21 protein-coding genes are annotated in these 18,705 nt (G+C 43.9%); 10 read left to right on the top strand and 11 right to left on the bottom strand.

The window, feature by feature from the left end; genetic code table 11:
• Nucleotides 1-88: 88 nt before the first annotated feature.
• The 3 genes from ACR63N_RS13400 to ACR63N_RS13390 all read right to left on the bottom strand — a co-directional run bounded on the left by ACR63N_RS13400 (nucleotide 89) and on the right by ACR63N_RS13390 (nucleotide 2,129).
• Nucleotides 89-454: a DUF423 domain-containing protein gene (locus ACR63N_RS13400; RefSeq protein WP_367105787.1), complete on the bottom strand. Its 366-nt coding sequence runs from the start codon at nucleotides 452-454 to the stop codon at nucleotides 89-91.
• A gap of 88 nt (nucleotides 455-542) precedes the next feature.
• A complete protein-coding gene (rpoH, locus tag ACR63N_RS13395; RefSeq protein ID WP_367105834.1) occupies nucleotides 543-1,406 on the bottom strand; it encodes an RNA polymerase sigma factor RpoH in 864 nt (287 codons plus the stop codon).
• Nucleotides 1,407-1,646: 240 nt separating this feature from the next.
• A complete protein-coding gene (locus ACR63N_RS13390; protein ID WP_367111297.1) occupies nucleotides 1,647-2,129 on the bottom strand; it encodes a sulfurtransferase TusA family protein in 483 nt (160 codons plus the stop codon).
• A 365-nt stretch (nucleotides 2,130-2,494) separates the two neighbouring features.
• On the opposite strand from ACR63N_RS13390, the gene ACR63N_RS13385 reads away from it, so the two are divergent.
• Nucleotides 2,495-4,240 carry a M48 family metalloprotease gene (locus ACR63N_RS13385; RefSeq protein ID WP_367110392.1) on the top strand — a complete coding sequence of 582 codons (1,746 nt, stop codon included), beginning with the start codon at nucleotides 2,495-2,497 and terminating at the stop codon, nucleotides 4,238-4,240.
• Between the two features lie 84 nt (nucleotides 4,241-4,324).
• Here the strand turns inward: ACR63N_RS13385 and ACR63N_RS13380 are convergent, their stop codons facing one another.
• Both ACR63N_RS13380 and rpsU read right to left on the bottom strand, forming a co-directional pair.
• The gene (locus ACR63N_RS13380) at nucleotides 4,325-4,774 is read right to left on the bottom strand and encodes a GatB/YqeY domain-containing protein (protein ID WP_367105784.1); all 450 of its coding nucleotides are present in this window, start codon (nucleotides 4,772-4,774) and stop codon (nucleotides 4,325-4,327) included.
• A 227-nt stretch (nucleotides 4,775-5,001) separates the two neighbouring features.
• Nucleotides 5,002-5,217 carry a 30S ribosomal protein S21 gene (gene rpsU / locus ACR63N_RS13375; RefSeq protein WP_025651930.1) on the bottom strand — a complete coding sequence of 72 codons (216 nt, stop codon included), beginning with the start codon at nucleotides 5,215-5,217 and terminating at the stop codon, nucleotides 5,002-5,004.
• Between the two features lie 507 nt (nucleotides 5,218-5,724).
• Here rpsU and ACR63N_RS13370 point away from each other — a divergent pair.
• The 4 genes from ACR63N_RS13370 to crcB all read left to right on the top strand — a co-directional run bounded on the left by ACR63N_RS13370 (nucleotide 5,725) and on the right by crcB (nucleotide 8,530).
• The gene (locus ACR63N_RS13370; protein ID WP_367105783.1) at nucleotides 5,725-6,246 is read left to right on the top strand and encodes a cytochrome c5 family protein; all 522 of its coding nucleotides are present in this window, start codon (nucleotides 5,725-5,727) and stop codon (nucleotides 6,244-6,246) included.
• Nucleotides 6,247-6,266: 20 nt separating this feature from the next.
• Nucleotides 6,267-6,776 (top strand): c-type cytochrome, encoded by a 510-nt coding sequence (locus ACR63N_RS13365; RefSeq protein ID WP_472782157.1) that lies wholly within the window; start codon nucleotides 6,267-6,269, stop codon nucleotides 6,774-6,776.
• A 142-nt stretch (nucleotides 6,777-6,918) separates the two neighbouring features.
• Nucleotides 6,919-7,953 carry a tRNA (adenosine(37)-N6)-threonylcarbamoyltransferase complex transferase subunit TsaD gene (tsaD, locus tag ACR63N_RS13360; protein ID WP_472782156.1) on the top strand — a complete coding sequence of 345 codons (1,035 nt, stop codon included), beginning with the start codon at nucleotides 6,919-6,921 and terminating at the stop codon, nucleotides 7,951-7,953.
• Nucleotides 7,954-8,158: 205 nt separating this feature from the next.
• Nucleotides 8,159-8,530, top strand: coding sequence for a fluoride efflux transporter CrcB (gene crcB, locus ACR63N_RS13355; RefSeq protein ID WP_472782155.1), 372 nt, complete (start codon nucleotides 8,159-8,161; stop codon nucleotides 8,528-8,530).
• Nucleotides 8,531-8,650: 120 nt separating this feature from the next.
• On the opposite strand, the gene ACR63N_RS13350 is transcribed toward crcB, so the two are convergent.
• Nucleotides 8,651-8,983, bottom strand: a complete 333-nt coding sequence (locus ACR63N_RS13350; RefSeq protein WP_472782752.1) for a YnfA family protein — start codon at nucleotides 8,981-8,983, stop codon at nucleotides 8,651-8,653.
• 87 nt (nucleotides 8,984-9,070) lie between these two features.
• Here ACR63N_RS13350 and ACR63N_RS13345 point away from each other — a divergent pair, with 87 nt between their 5' ends.
• Nucleotides 9,071-9,619, top strand: coding sequence for a manganese efflux pump MntP (locus tag ACR63N_RS13345; protein WP_367105778.1), 549 nt, complete (start codon nucleotides 9,071-9,073; stop codon nucleotides 9,617-9,619).
• A gap of 232 nt (nucleotides 9,620-9,851) precedes the next feature.
• On the opposite strand, the gene ACR63N_RS13340 is transcribed toward ACR63N_RS13345, so the two are convergent.
• From ACR63N_RS13340 to potA, 4 genes are all read right to left on the bottom strand, one after another.
• Nucleotides 9,852-10,742: a LysR family transcriptional regulator gene (locus ACR63N_RS13340; protein ID WP_367111299.1), complete on the bottom strand. Its 891-nt coding sequence runs from the start codon at nucleotides 10,740-10,742 to the stop codon at nucleotides 9,852-9,854.
• A gap of 286 nt (nucleotides 10,743-11,028) precedes the next feature.
• Nucleotides 11,029-11,811 carry a spermidine/putrescine ABC transporter permease PotC gene (gene potC, locus ACR63N_RS13335; protein WP_367105776.1) on the bottom strand — a complete coding sequence of 261 codons (783 nt, stop codon included), beginning with the start codon at nucleotides 11,809-11,811 and terminating at the stop codon, nucleotides 11,029-11,031.
• Nucleotides 11,811-12,725, bottom strand: coding sequence for a spermidine/putrescine ABC transporter permease PotB (gene potB / locus ACR63N_RS13330; RefSeq protein WP_472782154.1), 915 nt, complete (start codon nucleotides 12,723-12,725; stop codon nucleotides 11,811-11,813). Before potB ends, potC begins: the two co-directional genes overlap by 1 nt.
• Nucleotides 12,725-13,966, bottom strand: a complete 1,242-nt coding sequence (potA, locus tag ACR63N_RS13325) for a spermidine/putrescine ABC transporter ATP-binding protein PotA (protein WP_367105775.1) — start codon at nucleotides 13,964-13,966, stop codon at nucleotides 12,725-12,727. Before potA ends, potB begins: the two co-directional genes overlap by 1 nt.
• Before the next feature lie 488 nt (nucleotides 13,967-14,454).
• Here potA and ACR63N_RS13320 point away from each other — a divergent pair, with 488 nt between their 5' ends.
• From ACR63N_RS13320 to ACR63N_RS13305, 4 genes are all read left to right on the top strand, one after another.
• On the top strand, nucleotides 14,455-15,093 hold the full coding sequence (locus ACR63N_RS13320; RefSeq protein ID WP_367105774.1) for a carbonic anhydrase: 639 nt from the start codon (nucleotides 14,455-14,457) through the stop codon (nucleotides 15,091-15,093).
• Nucleotides 15,094-15,262: 169 nt separating this feature from the next.
• A complete protein-coding gene (gloA, locus tag ACR63N_RS13315; protein WP_367105773.1) occupies nucleotides 15,263-15,832 on the top strand; it encodes a lactoylglutathione lyase in 570 nt (189 codons plus the stop codon).
• An 80-nt stretch (nucleotides 15,833-15,912) separates the two neighbouring features.
• Nucleotides 15,913-16,878, top strand: coding sequence for a mechanosensitive ion channel family protein (locus ACR63N_RS13310; RefSeq protein ID WP_367108528.1), 966 nt, complete (start codon nucleotides 15,913-15,915; stop codon nucleotides 16,876-16,878).
• A gap of 43 nt (nucleotides 16,879-16,921) precedes the next feature.
• The gene (locus ACR63N_RS13305) at nucleotides 16,922-18,115 is read left to right on the top strand and encodes a hypothetical protein (RefSeq protein WP_367110398.1); all 1,194 of its coding nucleotides are present in this window, start codon (nucleotides 16,922-16,924) and stop codon (nucleotides 18,113-18,115) included.
• A gap of 94 nt (nucleotides 18,116-18,209) precedes the next feature.
• Here ACR63N_RS13305 and ACR63N_RS13300 read toward each other — a convergent pair whose 3' ends face one another.
• The gene (locus ACR63N_RS13300; protein WP_472782153.1) at nucleotides 18,210-18,668 is read right to left on the bottom strand and encodes a c-type cytochrome; all 459 of its coding nucleotides are present in this window, start codon (nucleotides 18,666-18,668) and stop codon (nucleotides 18,210-18,212) included.
• Nucleotides 18,669-18,705 lie beyond the last annotated feature (37 nt).

The following is an 18,705-nucleotide window of genomic DNA, read 5'->3' as shown; positions in this document are numbered from 1 at the left end:
GTTCCTTATATAGCCTGCGACACTGATGAATTAAAACAATGATAACCTTATTATTCTATCTCATTATTCGTGAGGCGTTAATTTTGGCTTAGTTGCTGACCCGAAAAGCCGTTACCGCCAGCCATACCCAGCCTGCTATCATGAGTACACCACCGATGGGCGTAATAGCGCCAAACCAGCGCGGCGCGCCTAATGTCATAGCGTATAAGCTACCAGCAAAGATAATAACGCCAATTTGTAATAACCAAGCCGTAGTCTGCGTGGCATAGTTTAAGCGTAGCAACAGGCCAACGACTAACAAACCTAAAGCATGGATAAATAGATAAAGAGTTGCTGTATGCCACCATTCAAGCTGCTGGGTACTGGCTATTCTTTTGAGTCCATGTGCTCCAAACGCCCCTAAAGTAACCGCAATAGCAAGATTAATTGCTGCCACACCTATCCAGTTGACCATTATTTAGCCTTAAAATATCAAACTGCAAAGCTTACGACTTATTATAAAAATGACTAATACTTTAACGAGCTAATAACTCACCTATTAGCTACTGGATATCATCCGGTAAAATAACACTATCAATGGACATGGCATCACGAATCTTATCCATCGCGTTTTTCTCAATCTGACGTACACGTTCTGCTGAAATCGAGTACACCGCTGCCAGTTCGTGTAAGGTGGACTTTTGCTCAGTAAGCCAGCGCTGCTCGACGATATCACGCGAACGATCATCTAAGGTATCCATAGCCGCAATCAGTGCTGAGGAATTATTCTCTTCCCAATCGGATTCTTCTACCATCTCGGCAGGATCAATACCGTCCTCTAAAAACAGCTGCGGAGCGTAGCGACCGTCGTCATCATCACTTGATTGGGTCTCAAACGAAGCATCATAGGAGGTGAGGCGTGATTCCATCTCCAGCACTTGCTTGCGCGTGACATTGAGATCATTGGCGATAGCATCCGCCTCCTCAAGAGTGAGCTGGTTATTGGTCTTTTTTAGGCTACGCAAATTAAAAAACAACTTGCGATGGGCTTTGGTGGTAGCAACCTTGACAATACGCCAGTTACGAATCACAAATTCGTGGATCTCAGCTTTAATCCAATGTACTGCAAACGATACTAATCGTACCCCTTTATTGGGATCAAAGCGTTTAACCGCTTTCATCAATCCCAAATTACCTTCTTGTATTAAGTCAGCTTGTGGCAATCCATAACCTGAGTAGCTACGGGCAATATGGATGACAAAACGCAAGTGCGACATTACAAGCAAACGCGCAGCTTCAACATCACCCTCGTCATAGTAACGATGGGCAAGCTCTTGTTCTTGCGTCGGGGTTAAAATGGGAATTTGATGCACTGTATTAATATACGCGCCCAGATTAACACCAGGGGCAGACAAATGAGTGGGCATCGCTGGCACTAAATCGCGCGTACTGGTGTTTTCTAATGCACTGGCATCATAAGGAGGACGCTGAGCTGCTGCCTTGAGCGCCGCTTCACGTGCGACATTTTTTTCAGTGTCAGCACTGTTCTGCGTCTTTTTAGTGATGGACGAGTCAGTAGAACGAGTAGCCATATTCTTGACCTTGATTCAATAAGTAAGCAAATATTCAAAAAACGTTGATGTCTTAATTGTAAAGGATAGCAGCGCTTAGATACTATCGGTTTTAGTAATTATGAAGTGAAATATTGTATCGGACGGTGTAGGTAAAGTGCTATCGTTACTTTGTTGTTCACTGGTTTGGTTAACCGCTAATAACAACTGCTCGCTAGCATGAGCTTGTCTGGTCTGTTGACAAAAAGCGGCAATATCAGCTTGAGAGTTGGGATCAGTGGCAACAACATATAAAGATTCACCGTTTGCTACCCCGCGTAGCGCCACTTTTGTCTTTAATAATGGCATGGGACAAGCTAGATTCCGTCCATCTACTATATCCTTTATATTAATAACCGTTTGCTCTGTATCTTTAACGTCTTTTTTTGTAGTTTCAACTGTTTGAATATCATTGATGACATTAGGAGGTAATAAGCGCAGTAAAGACGTTATTGTATGCTGCTTGGCACCAGCTAGTGTCGATGGTAAATAGATAGCATAAGAGGGAGAAGAATTCATACTTTGATGATTAACAGACATAAATAAATCCTTAAAACTGCAATACCCAGATGTTAATTATGCTAAATGAAGGTTAATATTTGAGTACATTATATAAATAATGGCTGCTATGTTAAGCTTCTATACCCGTTGTCTATCCAAACTCTCAACTGTTACTAAAGGGCTAAGGGTTATCTTTAGCAGATACTATTATAACAAATTGTTGGCATGCAATTGCAGTTGAATATAATCATCATCACGTTTAGTCCAATAGAATCACGTCACCATGTTGCACAAGGGTGACAGCCCGCTAGATATTAGTAGCCAACATTGCTCTATAATTGACGTAAAGCTAGCAACCTCGTATAGTCAAAAACAAGATATGATCGACAGTATAGGACACGCCTTTGAACTATTTTATCAGTGCTTCATCTATTCAGCCTCCAGCAGGTAACCGTGATGGTAATGAGATCAATAAGCGGTTATTTAGATCATCTAAGATAATGGCTCACTTGCAACCGCGTGTAGCTTTAAAGCTATCGATATTAAAGCGATCAAGGCTATTTATGCTGTTGGCAGTACTTGCAAACCCGCTTGTTATTAACGTCAGCTTCGCAGCGCCGCTACTGGTTCAGCAAAACGCAGCACCATCGGCTTTGACAACAAATCCTGCCTATGGTTCATGGCAACCCTCAGCCTTTAGCGACACTAATGCTTTAGAGCTGCCAAACTTGCAAGGGCAGGGGCTAAGTTTCGATGATCAATATCAGAATAAACGCATAGGTGAGTGGTCCTTACAGAACATTAATGGCCGCGTGAAGATGGAACATGATCCTTGGATTCAAGAAACTATCAAAGATATGACATGGCGCCTCAATGCACAGGTACGTCAGCAAGCACCAATGGCAGTAGTCCTGCTCGACAACCCTAGTATCAACGCCTTTGCCGCTCCAGGCGGTGTTATAGGTATTAATACCGGTACGATACTTGCCGCCAGTAGCATGGATGAGCTGGCAAGTGTCGTGGCGCATGAGGTTGCGCATATTAGTCAGCGCCATTACGAAAGCGGAGCTGATGAGAAGCGAAAAGCTCTACTTATGCAAATAGGCGGTATGCTGGCGGCTATTGCAGCCTCAGCCGCGGATGGTGGCGGTGATGCGGCGGCGGCAGTAATGATGGGTAGTCAGACTGCAGCTATGAATAGTAGTATGGCTTTTAGCCGTAATAATGAGCGTGAAGCGGATCGGGTAGGGATGAAAATTATGACGCAGGCAGGTTATGATCCACGAGCCATGCCAAGTTTCTTCGCTACTATGAATCAAAAAACTCAGCTCAATCAAACTGCCAATCGGTTTTTACCAAGTTTTGTACGTTCGCATCCCTTGAGTAATGAGCGTTTAAGTGATGCCCAAAGCCGAGCTCAGCGTTATCCCACCTTATCTCTCAACCAGCAGCAGCGCCATCAAGCCTTGTTTGATCTGCTTTACTGGCGCGTACAAAGCACCGGCAAGCATTTATCAGAAACCGCCCTTACAACCGCTGCTAACAATAGCGTGGGTGCAAAGCTAGCATTGATGCACTGGTATGGTGAGCAGCAGCGCTTTAATGACGCTGATCAAATTATGGCTGAGCTTACCGCGCTCCCACTTGCTAAGCGTCAGGCCTTAGAGCCGCTATTGTCTATCAGCCACAGTCAACTTCTTAGCGAACAAAACCGATGGTCGCAGGCCGCAGAGGTGTTAGCGCGTCAGCAGCGCTTGTATCCTGAGCGCCGCGATCTGCGTCTTTATTTAGCAGAGGCTTTGACCAATAGCGGTAATCCTACCCAAGCACAGACCCTGTTAAAGCCGCTCACTCAGCAGCAACCAAGCGATCGTTATGCTTGGCAAAGCTTGCAATTAGCAAATGAAAAGCTTGCCAAGACCTCCACATCACCAGCGCTGGCACGTATAGCGACGATCAATGGCCTGCGTTATCGCAGTCACGATCAGTTGTGGAATGGACGTTATGATGCAGCCCTTACCTCGCTTACGCAGGCCAAGCAAATCACCGAGCAGATGCAAGCGAATCAAAACAGCAGCGCTCGTCCTTTATTAGCGACGATTAACCAAGAGATTACCAACGTAAAAGCCGCCAAAGACTTTGAGCCTTAGGCGGTTATTTTGATACCCTATAAAAATCGATATTCTATAAAAAGCTATAGGACATAGCTTGATCAAGGCTTAGGTAAATTAGCTCTAGCCTTGTAACGCCTGTTTGACTAGTTGCGAGATTATGGCAGGATCAGCTCGGCCCGCTGTTTTATTCTTAAGTGCACCCATCACACTACCCATGTCGCGCATTGAGGTCGCTCCTTGCTCAGCGATTTCTGCATTTACTAATGCGGCAAGCTCGCTTGCATCCATTTGCTTGGGCATAAACTCATTGATGACATCAATCTCGAACTGCTCTTTTTTTGCCAAGTCATCACGGCTATTTTCAGTAAAGATGGCTAATGACTCTTGACGCTGTTTGAGCTGTTTTTGTAGCACCTCTAGTACTTCTACATCATCAAGATCACTTCGACGATCAATCTCAATTTGTTTGATAACGGCTTGAACATTACGTAAGACCTTGACCCGCTCAAGCTCACGTGCTTTCATTGAAGTTTTGATGCTATCTGATAAGTTTTGTTTAAGTTGGCTCATGATTGTTATTCTTCCTTATACTATTGAAAATGTGGGGTTAAAAAAGCGCTCACAATAAAAGTGTTTACAATAACAGTGCCAAAAATTGTAGCATAAAAAACGCCACTGATATCATTAGATAGCAGTGGCGTTATTATATATAGGTTCTAACACTTTGAGTATCTGTTGTCTAAATTAGACTATCAAGATTAAGTACCTAAATTAGTAATACTCAGGTTAGTAAGCAATTAGTACATACGCGTAGTACGAATAGTTTCGCGTTGTAGTTTTTTCTTATAACGCTTTACGGCAGCCGCTTTTTTGCGCTTACGCTCTTGCGTTGGCTTTTCATAAAATTCACGTTTACGTACATCTGATAAAACCCCAGCTTTTTCGCAAGCACGCTTGAAACGGCGGATAGCGATATCAACGGGTTCGTTTTCTTTAACCTTAACTGCAGGCATGAAGACTCCTTTTAGGAACGAGATATAAGGGCATTAGTTTGGCTGTGTATTAGTATTTAGCCGCGATATCTCAAGATCGCAGGCATCAGCTCAAACTAGGATAAGGGTATACTAGCCTTGTGCTTTACGCGCAAGGGCGACGATTATAGCAAAAAATGTCAGTAAAGTCAAAGTCTTCAGCTTGATAGGCGAAAATAACTAAAAAAGGCCACTAGACTTGACAACGAGTCATGATACAGCTGAATTGTGTTGTCCTACTACCTATTACACAACTACTTACAGTTATTAACTCACAAGGTTTACTTAATGCTAACTATACCCTTTAAATGCTGCTTATAAAGTTAAATTCAAGCTTTTATGATCATAAACCCCCCACTATACAAGTCACAAAAAACAGATAAAACCCCTTACTGTCTATAACGGTTTGGTTTGAATTTATGCTATGATAATGCCAACAATTTAATAGACCCTTTACGCTTTTATATCAATTTTATTGAGGATGTTGGGATGAGAAAGACGGTACTAAACACAGCATTGTGGACAGCGCTGGTAGTCAGCTTGGGTGTGAGCGTTAGCGCCTGTAGTGGAGGCGAGGGTTCACACGAAGTCTTAGCCGTTGATCGAGTCGAAGAAGCGGCTGAGCTTGCTCGTACCAATGCTCCTGAAGCTGAAGATTTTGAATTTGCTGAAACAGAGTCTATGTTGACGACAATGGTCGTTCCTGAAGCTGGTGCTACTGATGTGGAAGGAGCAGAGGCGGTAGAAGGGGGCGAAACTGAAGATCTAGCCGTCAATGTAGGTGCTCAATTATACGACACTCAATGTATGGCTTGTCATGCAAATGGTTTATTAGGTGCCCCTACATATGGTGATGCCGCTGCTTGGGCACCGCGTATAGAGAAAGGTTTAGATACCTTGACGGATCACTCAGCTAACGGCTTTAACCAAATGCCAGCGCAGGCGGTTAATGGTGTTACTGTAGAGCAGATTCGTTCGGCAGTTGAATACATGGTTGATGCAGCAAGCTAAAAGCTTAAAAGGCAGATGACATGAATAACCAATCCAAAAGTTATTTTTTAAAACCAGTAGTAACTGCTCTTAGTCTAGGCCTACTACTAACCCTTAGTGCTTGTAGTGGTAATAATCCAACGGAGGAAACTGCTACTGAAGCAGAACCGGTAGTCGAAGAGCAAGTAGCGGCGGTAAAGGTTGAAGAGGAAATAATAGCGCCAGCAGATAAGGCTGATATGTCTACAGCAACGTCAATAGATAACGTTGAAGCTACTGAAATAGCTAGTGCAGAACCTGAATTGCTAGCTGCTGATGCAGGTGCCAAACTCTATGAAGCTCAGTGCAAAGTCTGTCACGAAAATGGTTTGCTCAACGCACCAAAATACGGTGATAGTGCGGCGTGGAGCGTGGCTCTCGCTAAAGACAAAGAAACGTTATATATGCATTCTGCACAAGGCTTTAATAAAATGCCAGCGCAGGCGGTAAACGGTGTTACCGAAGCACAAGTTAAAGCTGCGGTTGATTATATGTTGGCCGCTGTCAGCTAAGAGCCTAAAAGCTTAAAAGCGCCCAGCGATTGAAATTTGCTGAAAGAGCCGTCATTGTAAGGTCAGTGACGGCTTTTTAGTGGATAACAAAGCTGTCTTTATGAGTCATAAAAACGATAGCGTATAGCTTAAAGGTAACGGTATGAAAGTATTGGGTCTAGAAACCTCTTGTGATGAAACCGGTCTGGCGATCTTTGATAGCGAGCATAATGGTTTGCTTGGGCAAGTGTTGTATTCACAAATAGAGCTGCATGCGCTGTATGGCGGCGTGGTGCCTGAGCTTGCCAGCCGCGACCATATTCGTAAATTAGTGCCACTATTAGATGAGCTATTAGAGCAATGCGATATCTCAAAAGATGAGATTGACGCGATTGCTTACACCAAAGGTCCGGGACTTATTGGCGCGCTCATGACGGGTGCTTTATTTGGGCGCAGCTTAGCTTATGGATTGGATATTCCAGCGATTGGTGTGCATCACATGGAGGGGCATTTATTGGCACCTTTAATGGGCGCAAACCCGCCAGCATTTCCTTTTGTGTCACTCCTCGTATCAGGTGGACACACTTTGCTGATTGCCGCGCATGGTATTGGCGAGTACGAGATATTGGGCGAGTCAATAGATGACGCCGCTGGTGAGTGTTTTGATAAAGCTGCAAAAATGCTGGGTTTGCCGTATCCAGGCGGTCCTAATATTGCAAAGCTTGCAGAAAACGGCAATCCAAACGCTTATGAGCTACCGCGTCCGATGCTGCATCGGGGTTTGGACTTTTCGTTTAGTGGTATGAAAACGGCGGTACATAACCTTATAAAAGATACTCCTCATTCAGGAAGTGGCTCTGATGGTGATCCACAAGTACGCGCTGATATTGCGGCGAGTTTTCAACATGCAATGGTCGATACCTTAGTGAAAAAGTGCGTCAAAGCACTAAAACAGGCCGATATGAGCCGCTTGGTTATCGCAGGCGGCGTCAGTGCCAATACGCATCTACGTGAGACTTTGGAGGCTGAGCTTGCCAAAATACAGGCCACGGTTTATTACGCGCCGCCCGCACTATGTACCGATAATGGGGCAATGATTGCTTATGCTGGCTTTGAGCGCTTGCAAGCTGGACAAGCCGATGATTTGGCGGTGAGCTGCGTACCGCGCTGGCCGATGACGGAATTGCCAGCGCTTTAAGTTTGATCAAAAAGCTGTTTCTATTCAATTCCAAGTAAAATTGACATGTTAGCTACGTGCTGCTGGTATTAATTTTGCGCAGCCTCTGGCTGCAACGACACAGCACGCAAGTAAAATTAATACCAGCAGCACTGAACTGTAATACTTTTAAAGTGACTCAACTATATATGCTCTTATCGCTGCTACCAAATAAAAGGACAACACCATGCAATGGCTAGCTATTGGTTTGGGTGCGGCAATCGGTGCGTGCTTGAGGGCGTGGCTGACACGCTTTAATCCGCTGCATAGTTGGATACCGCTTGGCACGCTGAGCGCTAATATTTTAGGTGGATTGTTAATCGGTCTGGCGCTGGTCTGGTTTGAGCGAATGGGTAGCGGATTATCTGATAACGTTCGCGTATTTGTCATTACTGGATTTTGTGGCGGGCTAACCACTTTTAGTACCTTTAGCGCGGAAGTCTTTGGTTTTATTCATGATGGGCGCGTGCTGGCGGGTTTAAGTCTGGTGGGTTTGCATGTGGGGCTGACTTTATTGGCTACTGCTGCTGGGTTTTACTTTTTTAAGTTGGTTTTATAACCGTTGATAGATATTACTCGCTTGATAGTCTGGTTTAAATAGTTACTTTATAGCAGTCTGTTTTGAGTAGGCTGTTTATTGATTAACCGGTCGGTTTTAGTGGTTTCAGTGAGGTATAGCCTATGTGCTTCTTGGTGCAAACATAATAATAGCCATGCCTATAAGTGCCACTGAGGTACCTAATATGTCCCATGTCGTTGGTCGAATACCATCAACAGCCCATAACCATAGAATTGCCATCGTTACATACACACCACCATAAGCGGCATAAACTCTGCCAACAGCGGTTGGATGTAAAGTCAGTAACCATACAAAAGCAACCAAACTAAGCGCACTGGGGACAAGAAGCCATATTGACTTACCCTCTCTCAGCCATAAATATGGCAAATAGCAACCTATAATCTCTGCTAATGCAGTAATGGCAAAAAGCCCAACTGTTTTTAATTCAGACAAAAAACTTACCCCTTTAGTCATTTATAATGCAGCGTTTGAGTTTATCATGCCACTATAAAAAACATCTCAAAAGGGAACTATTTTTTCATGTTAGAAATACTATTATTGGCGTTAGCACTCGCTGCGGATGCGTTTGCTGCTTCAATTGGTCTTGGCTCAACTCACAAAAGTGATGTTAAGCCACAATTTACAAAAATGGCATTACTCATTGGTTTATATTTCGGGGTTGCTCAGGGGGTAATGCCACTGATTGGTTATGCGCTGGGCTCTACCATGCTAGGTTGGTTTGCTGAAGGGGCTGCTTGGATTGCTTTTGTCATACTGGTAGCGCTTGGGATTAAGATGCTCTATGGGTCACGTTCCGTTAACGATGATGATACTCGGATCAATTTGAGTCATAAGACATTGCTATCGTTAGCTATAGCCACCAGCCTTGATGCGATGGGCGCAGGTTTTACTTTGAATCTATTATCCGTTAATACTTATTTAGCATGTTTCATCATTGCACTGACGACCGCTATTCTAAGTATTTTAGGGACTTATATAGGACGCCAATCAGGGACATGGCTCGGCAGTTGGGCAGAAGCGCTAGGTGGTTTGGTGTTGATCGCTATTGGCGTGAATATGGTGGTTTAAAGGCGATCTTACATTTAAGAATTTTTAGGGACTAATCAAAAGATAAAAATACGATTGCTTCATGTTGAAAGGTACACTGCTATGTACAGTGAGCTACTATGAATAATGTAGGATACTATTATTAGTAGCCTACAGCCAAAGATTTAAGTCCTAACTAGGAAACCATCAGTTACTATGACATAAGCAGTAACACAAGAAGGTAAGCAATATTCTATAACTAAAAAATGGTGCCTTAAAATGGCTTAACTATCTCTTCCAACAAATTTGTAAATCCCTGCATATAAGCCATGTTTTCGCTTGAAGTACGCGTCGCCGCATAAAGCTGGCAGTGCACGCCGTCGCCCAATGGACGCGAGACCACCCAGCCTTTTTTCTCATATTCTGCTACCACCCAATCAGGCAGCGCCGCCACACCGCGCTCGCTGGCAACCAGTTGAATAAGCATCGCCGTCAGCTCAGTAGTGCGAATGTTCTGAAAACTGACCTCGCTTGGCGTCATAAAATTGGCGATAATATCAAGGCGCTTGGCTTCTACCGGATACGCAATCAAGGTCTCATCCGTTAAATCTTCAGGACGAATAAAATCCTGCTCTGCTAAAGCATGAGTTGGCGACAGTACCAATCGGCTCTCGTACTCAAATAACGGCTGATAGCTGATGCCGTCTAATGGCAAATTACTGGTAGTAATCAGCAGATCAATATCACCCTCCATCAATAAATGATGCGGCTCCGGCTCAAAGCCAGTGGCAAAGTCCAGCTCCACATCTGACCACTCGCGGCGATACTGATTGAGTATTGGCATGAGCCAATCAAAACAGCTATGACACTCAGACGCTAGGCGCAGTCTACCTGCTTGCCCGTGAGCCAGACGCTTAAGATTGGTCTTGGTACGCGTCACTTGCGGCATGATACTATCAGCGAGCGCCAGTACTGTCTTGCCAGCTGGGGTAAAAGTTAATGGGCGCGTGCGACGATTAACGAGGCTGATATCGTAGTAGTTCTCCAGCTCTTTTAGCTGATGCGATACCGCAGAGGCCGTCACATGCAGCTCATCAGCCGCCGCTGCTAGTGAGCCATGTGCTCGTAGCGCGGTTAAAGTATTAAGATGACGCAGCTCTAACATAATATAATCGAATGAATAGAATGAGTGAAATTCATTATACTTAATAGAGTAGTGAGTTTCATTCAAAATTTAATAATGATGACTTCTTTAATTACTAGCTAATTAGCGTAGGCTGCGGCTTTAGCCCTGAGAAGCGTTAAAAAATTGTGCTGCAATTTTAGCTTTGCAAGGGAAATTCTTTAAATAGAATTTCCAAGAAGGTTTTGTAAAATTTCAAAGCTAGTCTAAAAGCGCCAGCCTACAACAGTTCATATTAAATTAAGAGTGGCATATTTATATTACTACCTTAGCGTCGACGTAATAAGAGCTGCGAGATAATGACCAGCACCAAGGACGCTGCCAGCAACAAGGTTCCAACAGCATTAACCTCGGGCTTAAGACCCACACGCACCATCGAATAAATACGTAGCGGCAGGATCTCATAGCTAGGACCCGTAACAAAGGTCGAGACCACCACATCATCAAGCGACAAGGTAAAAGCAAGTAGCCAACCCGCCATTACCGCAGGCAATATTACCGGAATTAAAACTGTGCGTACCATGGTTGATTCATTAGCGCCCAAATCTCTTGCCGCCTCCATCAAGCGCTCATCTAAACTGCTCAATCGCGCAAAAACAGTAATGACCACAAAGGGCAGACAAAAGGTGATATGGGCTAGTAATAGAGATACAAATCCAAGCTGCAGCCCGATCAATAAGAATAACGCGAGCAAAGATATGGCAAGGACAATCTCAGGCGACATCATCAGTACAAATAACAAGCCATTTAGCAGTCCTTTGCCGCGAAAATTGTAGCGATGTAGCGCTAGGGCAGTCAAAGTACCAATTAAGGTAGAAACGGTCGCTGCGACCAAGCCCAAGACGATAGAATGCCAAAAAGCATCGAGCATGGCTTGATTATTAAACAGCGACTCATACCATTTCAGACTAAAGCCGCCCCAGTTGTAGCCAATTTTTGACTTGTTAAAGGACATGACTACAAGGACGATAATAGGCAAATAGAGTAGGGCGTAGATCAGTCCTAGATAGCCTTTGGCAGCGATACGGCCTATATTGGTTTTACTTGACATCAGGCCACCTCATTAAAGTCAGTCTTGCCAATGCGGCGACTACTGGCTCGATAAGCGAGTAATAGTACCGCCATTGCAAGCGTTAATAATACGCTAGCTGCCGCGCCAAAGGGCCAATCACGGGCATCCAAAAACTGATTTTTAATGATATTACCCACGAGCAGGTTACGGGAGCCGCCTAGGATATCAGCCACGTAGAACATACCCATGGCTGGTAGTAGCACCAAAAGGACGCCAGAGATGATACCCGGCGTGGTGAGCGGCAGTACCACATGCCAAAAGGTTTGCGTTTTTGAAGCGCCCAAGTCCTGTGAAGCCAACAGCATGTCATCACGCAAATCGGTAAATACGGCGTATAGCGGCAGTACCATAAAGGGAAATAACAGATAAGTTAGACCTGCTATTACCGCGCCTTGAGTATATAAAATATCGATAGGTTTATCGATAATACCTATAGTTAGTAGCGCTTTATTAATCAAGCCATTATTAGCAAATAATAGTTTGAGCGCGTAAGTTCGTACCAATGAGTTGGTCCAAAAGGGCAAGATGAGCAGCATCATAAGTAGCGGCTGCCAACGCGTTTTAGCTTTGGACACCAGCCAAGCAAATGGATAACCGAGCAGCAAACAGATAACGGTAGTGATCCCTGCCATCCACAACGAGTGCATGAATACATCGAAGTACAGCGGATCGATCAGGCGAATATAGCTTTCGATAGTGACCGGCAGACTGATAAAGTCGCTGCTATCGCGTGTCAAAAAGCTGACCGCGATAACTAATAGGTTCGGCAATAGCGCAAAGATGAGTAGCCAGCCCCAAATCAGCCATAATGTAGCCGTTCGAAACGGACTCTTACTGCTAAGCTTGCTCATTAGTTTGTTGCTTGGCTTCTGACTGTCGTGGTTACGCGCCATTAATTGGCATCCTTTTGAACCATAGCGGGAGCGCCCATAACTGAGTCAGAATCCGCTGAATCTTCATGGGGTAACACCCACTCCCAGCCATCAACCCAAGTAACTTTGACAGCCTCATCTATTTTGTAATCAAAGCTTGGATCATCCTCATCGAAGAATTCTGAGGCTTTAATAATATGACCGTTATCCAATTTGATAATAGAATCAAGTGTACTGCCTTTATAATTACTCTCAATCACGCGCCCAAGCAGTCCGGCATGCTCCTTATCATTAGGATCATAAATACGCAAATCCTCAGGACGTAGCAGTAAGCTGACCATATCACCGACTTTGATATCACGAGCAAAATCCGGACGCCGCAAATTACGCCGCGTCGTCAATCCATCTTGCACTTGCGCCTCGCACACCTCGACCTCAATACGCCCATTAGTGACTTGTCCATTGAGGTCGGGATGATTGGGATGGACGGCTTTGACCTCAGCTTTGAACAAATTAGTCTCACCAATAAACTTAGCTGTAAACAAATTGGTAGGCGTTTCGTAAATTTCAATAGGTGTGCCGATCTGCTGGAAGCGGCCGTCTTTCATGACCGCAATACGATCTGACATTGACAATGCCTCTTCTTGATCATGGGTCACAAAGACAAAGGTAATACCCAGCTCGCGTTGCAAGCGTTTTAGCTCCGACTGCATCTGCAAACGTAGTTTATGATCCAGTGCTGAGAGCGGCTCATCAAGCAAAAGTAGTTTGGGACGATTGATAACCGCGCGCGCAATCGCCACGCGCTGCTGTTGACCACCGGATAGATCTTGCGGTCGACGATTGGCTAGATGCTCTAATTGCACCATGTTCAATGCTTCTTGCACCCGCTTTTGAATCTCATCTTTGGGTACTTTTTTGAGCTTTAAGCCATAAGCGACATTTTGTGCCACGCTCATGTGCGGAAATAAAGCATATTGCTGAAACACTGTATTGACCGGCCGCTTGTCAGCAGGTAGCCCTGCCATCTGTATCCCATCTAGGACGATCGCCCCTGCTGTTGGTTGCTCAAAGCCTGCAATAAGGCGCAGCAAGGTAGTCTTACCGCAGCCTGATGGGCCAAGCAAAGTGATAAACTCGCCATGCTTGATATCAAGATTGATATCTGTCAATACTTCGGTTTGATCATAAGATTTTTTAATGCCTTTAAGCTGCAACAGCGTATTAGTAGACGCAGACTGTTTGGCAAGTGGGTCAGTCATGATATTATTCCTAAAACATCAAGTCTCTACTTCTACAAGCTAGTAGTAAACAGAGATTTGGTATTATCATAATCGGGGGCTGGTTGCTGCGTATTATAACAAATCAGTACTATAAATTAGGGCAATCTTAGGATCAGTTATGTAGGCTATATCATTTATATCCCTTAAAATAAGAATAAGCCAATTTGTAGTTAGTACGAGCAGCTAATGTAGTGATAAGCAGCTCATAGTCATGAAAACAATTATAGAAGCGGTTATAAAAGCTACTGAAAAATTTACTGAGAAAAAGTGCTATTGGTTTTGAAAAAAAGTGCATAGACCAATCCATCAAAGCACTTATGATAAGACAAATTTTTTATTATTTTAATCGCGATTACTATACAATTATTATTGCTAAAACTTATTTCGCCCATCAATTATTTATTATAAAAATTGTTTACTATAAATAGTATAAAACGCTACTAAGTAAGCTGACCTAAGGATATCTTATGCCCAACAACCCACGCCCAAATACTGGCCAAGATGTACTGGAACTTCTAAAAGAGGGTAACGCTCGCTATATTGATAGTCTGACCAGTACCGATCCTATGACCCGAAAACGCCCAGAGCTGGTGAGTGATCAAGACCCTTTGGCTATTATTTTGGGCTGCTCGGATGCACGCGTGCCCGTAGAGATTGTGTTTGATCAAGACTTAGGGGAGCTGTTTGTGATTCGCGTAGCAGGTAATGTAGTTGCACCCTCACAGATCGGTTCGATTGAGTTTGCAGCCGAGAAGTTTGATACCAAGCTGGTCGTCGTGCTTGGGCATTCGCACTGTGGTGCAGTAACGGCTTGTGTGGAGGCTATGATCAATCCTGAGCAGTATTATTCGCCCAATCTGCAATCTATCGTCGATCGTATTCGTCCTAGTGTTTATAATCTACATGAGCTGGCTACCGCCAATGGTCAAGATGTCGATGCTGATGAGTTGGTAAAGCGCTCTATACGCGCCAATGTGCGTATGTCAGTCAGTCAGCTCAAATACGGCTCACGCGCGCTGGAAGATTTGACCAGCAGCGGTCAGTTGCTTATCGTTGGTGCCGAGTATGACTTGGAAACTGGTAAAGTCAGTTTTTTAGACACTTGATGACAAATGCCTTTTAAATATTTAAAAGGAGTAATTTTAGAGGCCTAATAGTAGTAGTCACCCATATGGATACGTCTTGATTTTTAGGCGCTATGCTCCTATAACTGTTAAAAGCATATCTTTTGAAAAATTACTCGCAACTTAACTCAAATAAATATAAGGATAAATAATGTCTAATTTAGATGACTCTAAGCATAACCAGTTAATGATTGAACAGCCCAACAATAGCATAAAGACAGATGGCGTTCAGCCTATTGCAATGACGACTGAAGGCTTTACCTTTAATCATACTATGCTACGCGTAAAAGACCCTGCCAAATCTCTAGCTTTTTATACCGGCGTACTTGGTATGACTTTATTGGCGGTAAAAAAATTCCCAGAAATGGAATTTGATCTGTATTTTTTAGCCAAGCTTACCGAAGACGAGCGCAACAATCTGCCCGCAGGTGATGATTTAGCGATTTATACCTTTCGCCAACGCGGTATTTTAGAGCTCACACATAACTATGGGACTGAGACCCAAGACGACTTTAGCTACCACGATGGTAATGCCCAGCCCCAAGGATTTGGTCATATCTGCTTTAGCGTCCCTGATCTAGATGCTGCTATCGCTTGGTTTGATGAAAATAAAGTTGACTTCAAAAAGCGTCCAGAAGAGGGCAACATGAACAATATTGCCTTTATTAAAGATGTAGATGGTTATTGGATTGAGATTGTACAAGCAGGTTTAATGCAATAGCGCAGGTTTGATGACGCCGTATTAATCGTGCTTTTAATAAGCTAGCTCAATAGCCTCTAATCACTGGGAATAAACACTTTATGGCAACCGCCGAGACCACTTCACTAAGCACAGCTGCAACTGAAAACGCAACCGATATCATGACTTACAAAACCATTGCTGATACCGCCAATGAGCTATTAATGAGTTTTGTTGAGCGTATTCCATACTTTATAGCTGCTCTAGCAGTGATGCTTGTTTTTTGGCTGCTATCTATTATTTTTAAAAAGCTAGTACATAAAATACTAGGTAGTCACAGCCGGCATCAAAATTTGGTTAAGGTGTTCCAAAGAGTAGGTAGTGCGTTAATATTCTTTGTTGGCTTTATGATTGCGATGGTGGTCGCTATTCCTGGGTTTACTCCTGCCAAACTTATCGGTGCCCTAGGTATCGGTTCGGTAGCTATTGGCTTTGCCTTTAAAGATATTTTCCAAAACTTGTTATCTGGTATTTTACTATTGCTCTCAGAACCCTTTCGTATTGGTGATCAGATTGTCTCAGGCGACTATGAAGGCACCGTTGAAGACATTAAGATTCGAGCAACGACCATTAGAACATATGATGGTAGGCAAGTAGTCATTCCCAACTCCGACTTATATACCTCAGCGCTGACTGTCAATACCGCTTATAAGCAGCGCCGTCTACAAGTAGCGGTAGGTATCGGTTACGAGGATGATATTGAGACGGCAAAGATGGAGATTTTGCAGGCTTTAAACAGAGCCGATACGGTATCAAAAAAAGCTGAGCCTAGTGTGATTGCAACAGGTTTTGGTGGCTCATCCATGGATTTGACCGTGCGCTGGTTTATCGATAACGGTACGCAAGCTAATAAAGTTGCCTCTATTCATCAAGTTATCGTAGAGGTCAAAAAAGCCTTGGACAACGCTGATATCAATATCCCTTTTCCTATACGTACGCTTGATCTAAGTGATCCTTCGGTAAAGTCCATCGTCAGCAGTCTGGATGAACATTCAGCTGTGATTAGCAATAAAAAAGTAGTGGAGTAGTTAGTTTACTCTAAACCCTTCGCTTTGGTTAAAGTATCCAATTATGAATGAGCGAGATATCACTCTTGGTATTATGAAGCTCAGTGTAGCTGGACAACAAAACACTGATACATTTGATACATTGAATGAGCTGACCGAAGCGGCTGGGATGGAATTCAAGCGGGTTATCGGCGAAAAGCTAGATATTGAGGTGGTATCGTTTCCCTTTACAGGACCTAGTCTCACCCCTGACGAGAACGGTTATCACGCGCTTGATTTTATACAGATCGGTATCAATGAGAAGACCGAGCGTAAGCTTGCTTTCTTGCTTATTATAACCGACATAGAAATCGCTGCGGCATCAATGTCCTATTTACTTGCGCTTCCCTCCCAGCTCACCAACGTAGCTGTAATATCCACGCGCCGCTTAGTCACATATGAAGAAGACAAGCTCTTACAAAAAGCGCTCCGTACCGAACGATTGACGACCCTGATGTTGCACTGCTTTGGACGGCTGCTAAATCTGGACTATGTCAAAGAGACAGCCAATTATTTAGCTCATGTGCAAATGGTAAGCGATCTTGACCGTATGCAGCACTTTACCAAAGCTCAGTACCAACAAATGATCAAAAATTTGCCACGAGAAGCTAACGACCGCTACTCCAAAGGCAGCAATAAGAGCAGCAAACTTAGCTTTGTCATACGCCATACCTTAAACAATTTGCCGCGTATCTTTCGCGGAGCTATTCGTGCCAATCCATTACGCATTGCCACCAAAATGCCAACTATGATTGCAACCGCACTCTCAGTGATTATCGTCCTCATCTTTGGCGGGGAGACGTGGGATTTTGCAGCTTCAGTTTCTTATGGACAGTTGGCTATCTTTGTAGTTGCCAGTTTTTTAGCTGCTAACTTTGTGCTCTATCGAGCCTTCTCATTTCGACTAATTTCTACGCGGCAAGGCCAGACCTCAGAGAGCTCGGTAGTTACGGCTGCAGCTACTTACTTGGCACTGGTATTAACCCTCATTTGCTTGTTCTTGATGTTCGGCGTGCTGATGTATGGGGTGGTGGTCTTTGTATTCCCAGATCCTTTAATGAGTACGTGGACTTCTGATCAAGATGGTGCTTCTTTAGGAGCCCACATGCGTCTAGTGGCGTTTTTGGCCTCTGTAGGGGTACTCTCAGGCTCGCTTGGCGGATCGGTAGATTCGCGCTCAGTGGTGCGTAACGTATTGTTTGCCGCTGATGAAACCTAGAGTGGATGTTGAGCTGTTAACCATAAAAAACCACTATATGTAACATATAGTGGTTTTTTGTACTGTCATAAACTCTATTCTATAAACAATAAAACTAGTCTTTTTTCACTCTAAAATCAGTATGGCAAGATTTGCAGCTGGCACCGACTTCTTTAAAGGCAGGCTGAACGTCGCTAATACCAGTTGCTCCTTGCGCGGCAACATCAAGCTGAGCGGTAACCTGTTGAAAATTATCTGATTCGGCACGGAAACTATCAACATCTACCCAAACGGCTTCGGTCGCATTACCAACAGCTTCTTGATCTTCAAAGTGACTCCAAGGGTTAGTAGCATCCTCTGCCAAAAACGCCGCTTGCTCCCTAAATAAATCAGCATCAAAAGTATTTGGAGCTTCAATCATATCGCCCATAATACCCATAGCATCGCCCCAGCTTTTCATACTGTCTTGACGAGCTTTGACATCAGGATTGGGACTACTACAGGCACTCAAACCAAGCGCAGCAGCGAGTAGGGTTATACCAAACATCGATTTGAAAGATTTAACAGGTAACATATTTTTATATCCTCTATATATGGCTAGCAAAAAAGTA

The sequence above is a fragment of the Psychrobacter sp. M4 genome, from assembly GCF_055699795.1.
This window is presented reverse-complemented; position numbering and strand designations above follow the sequence as displayed.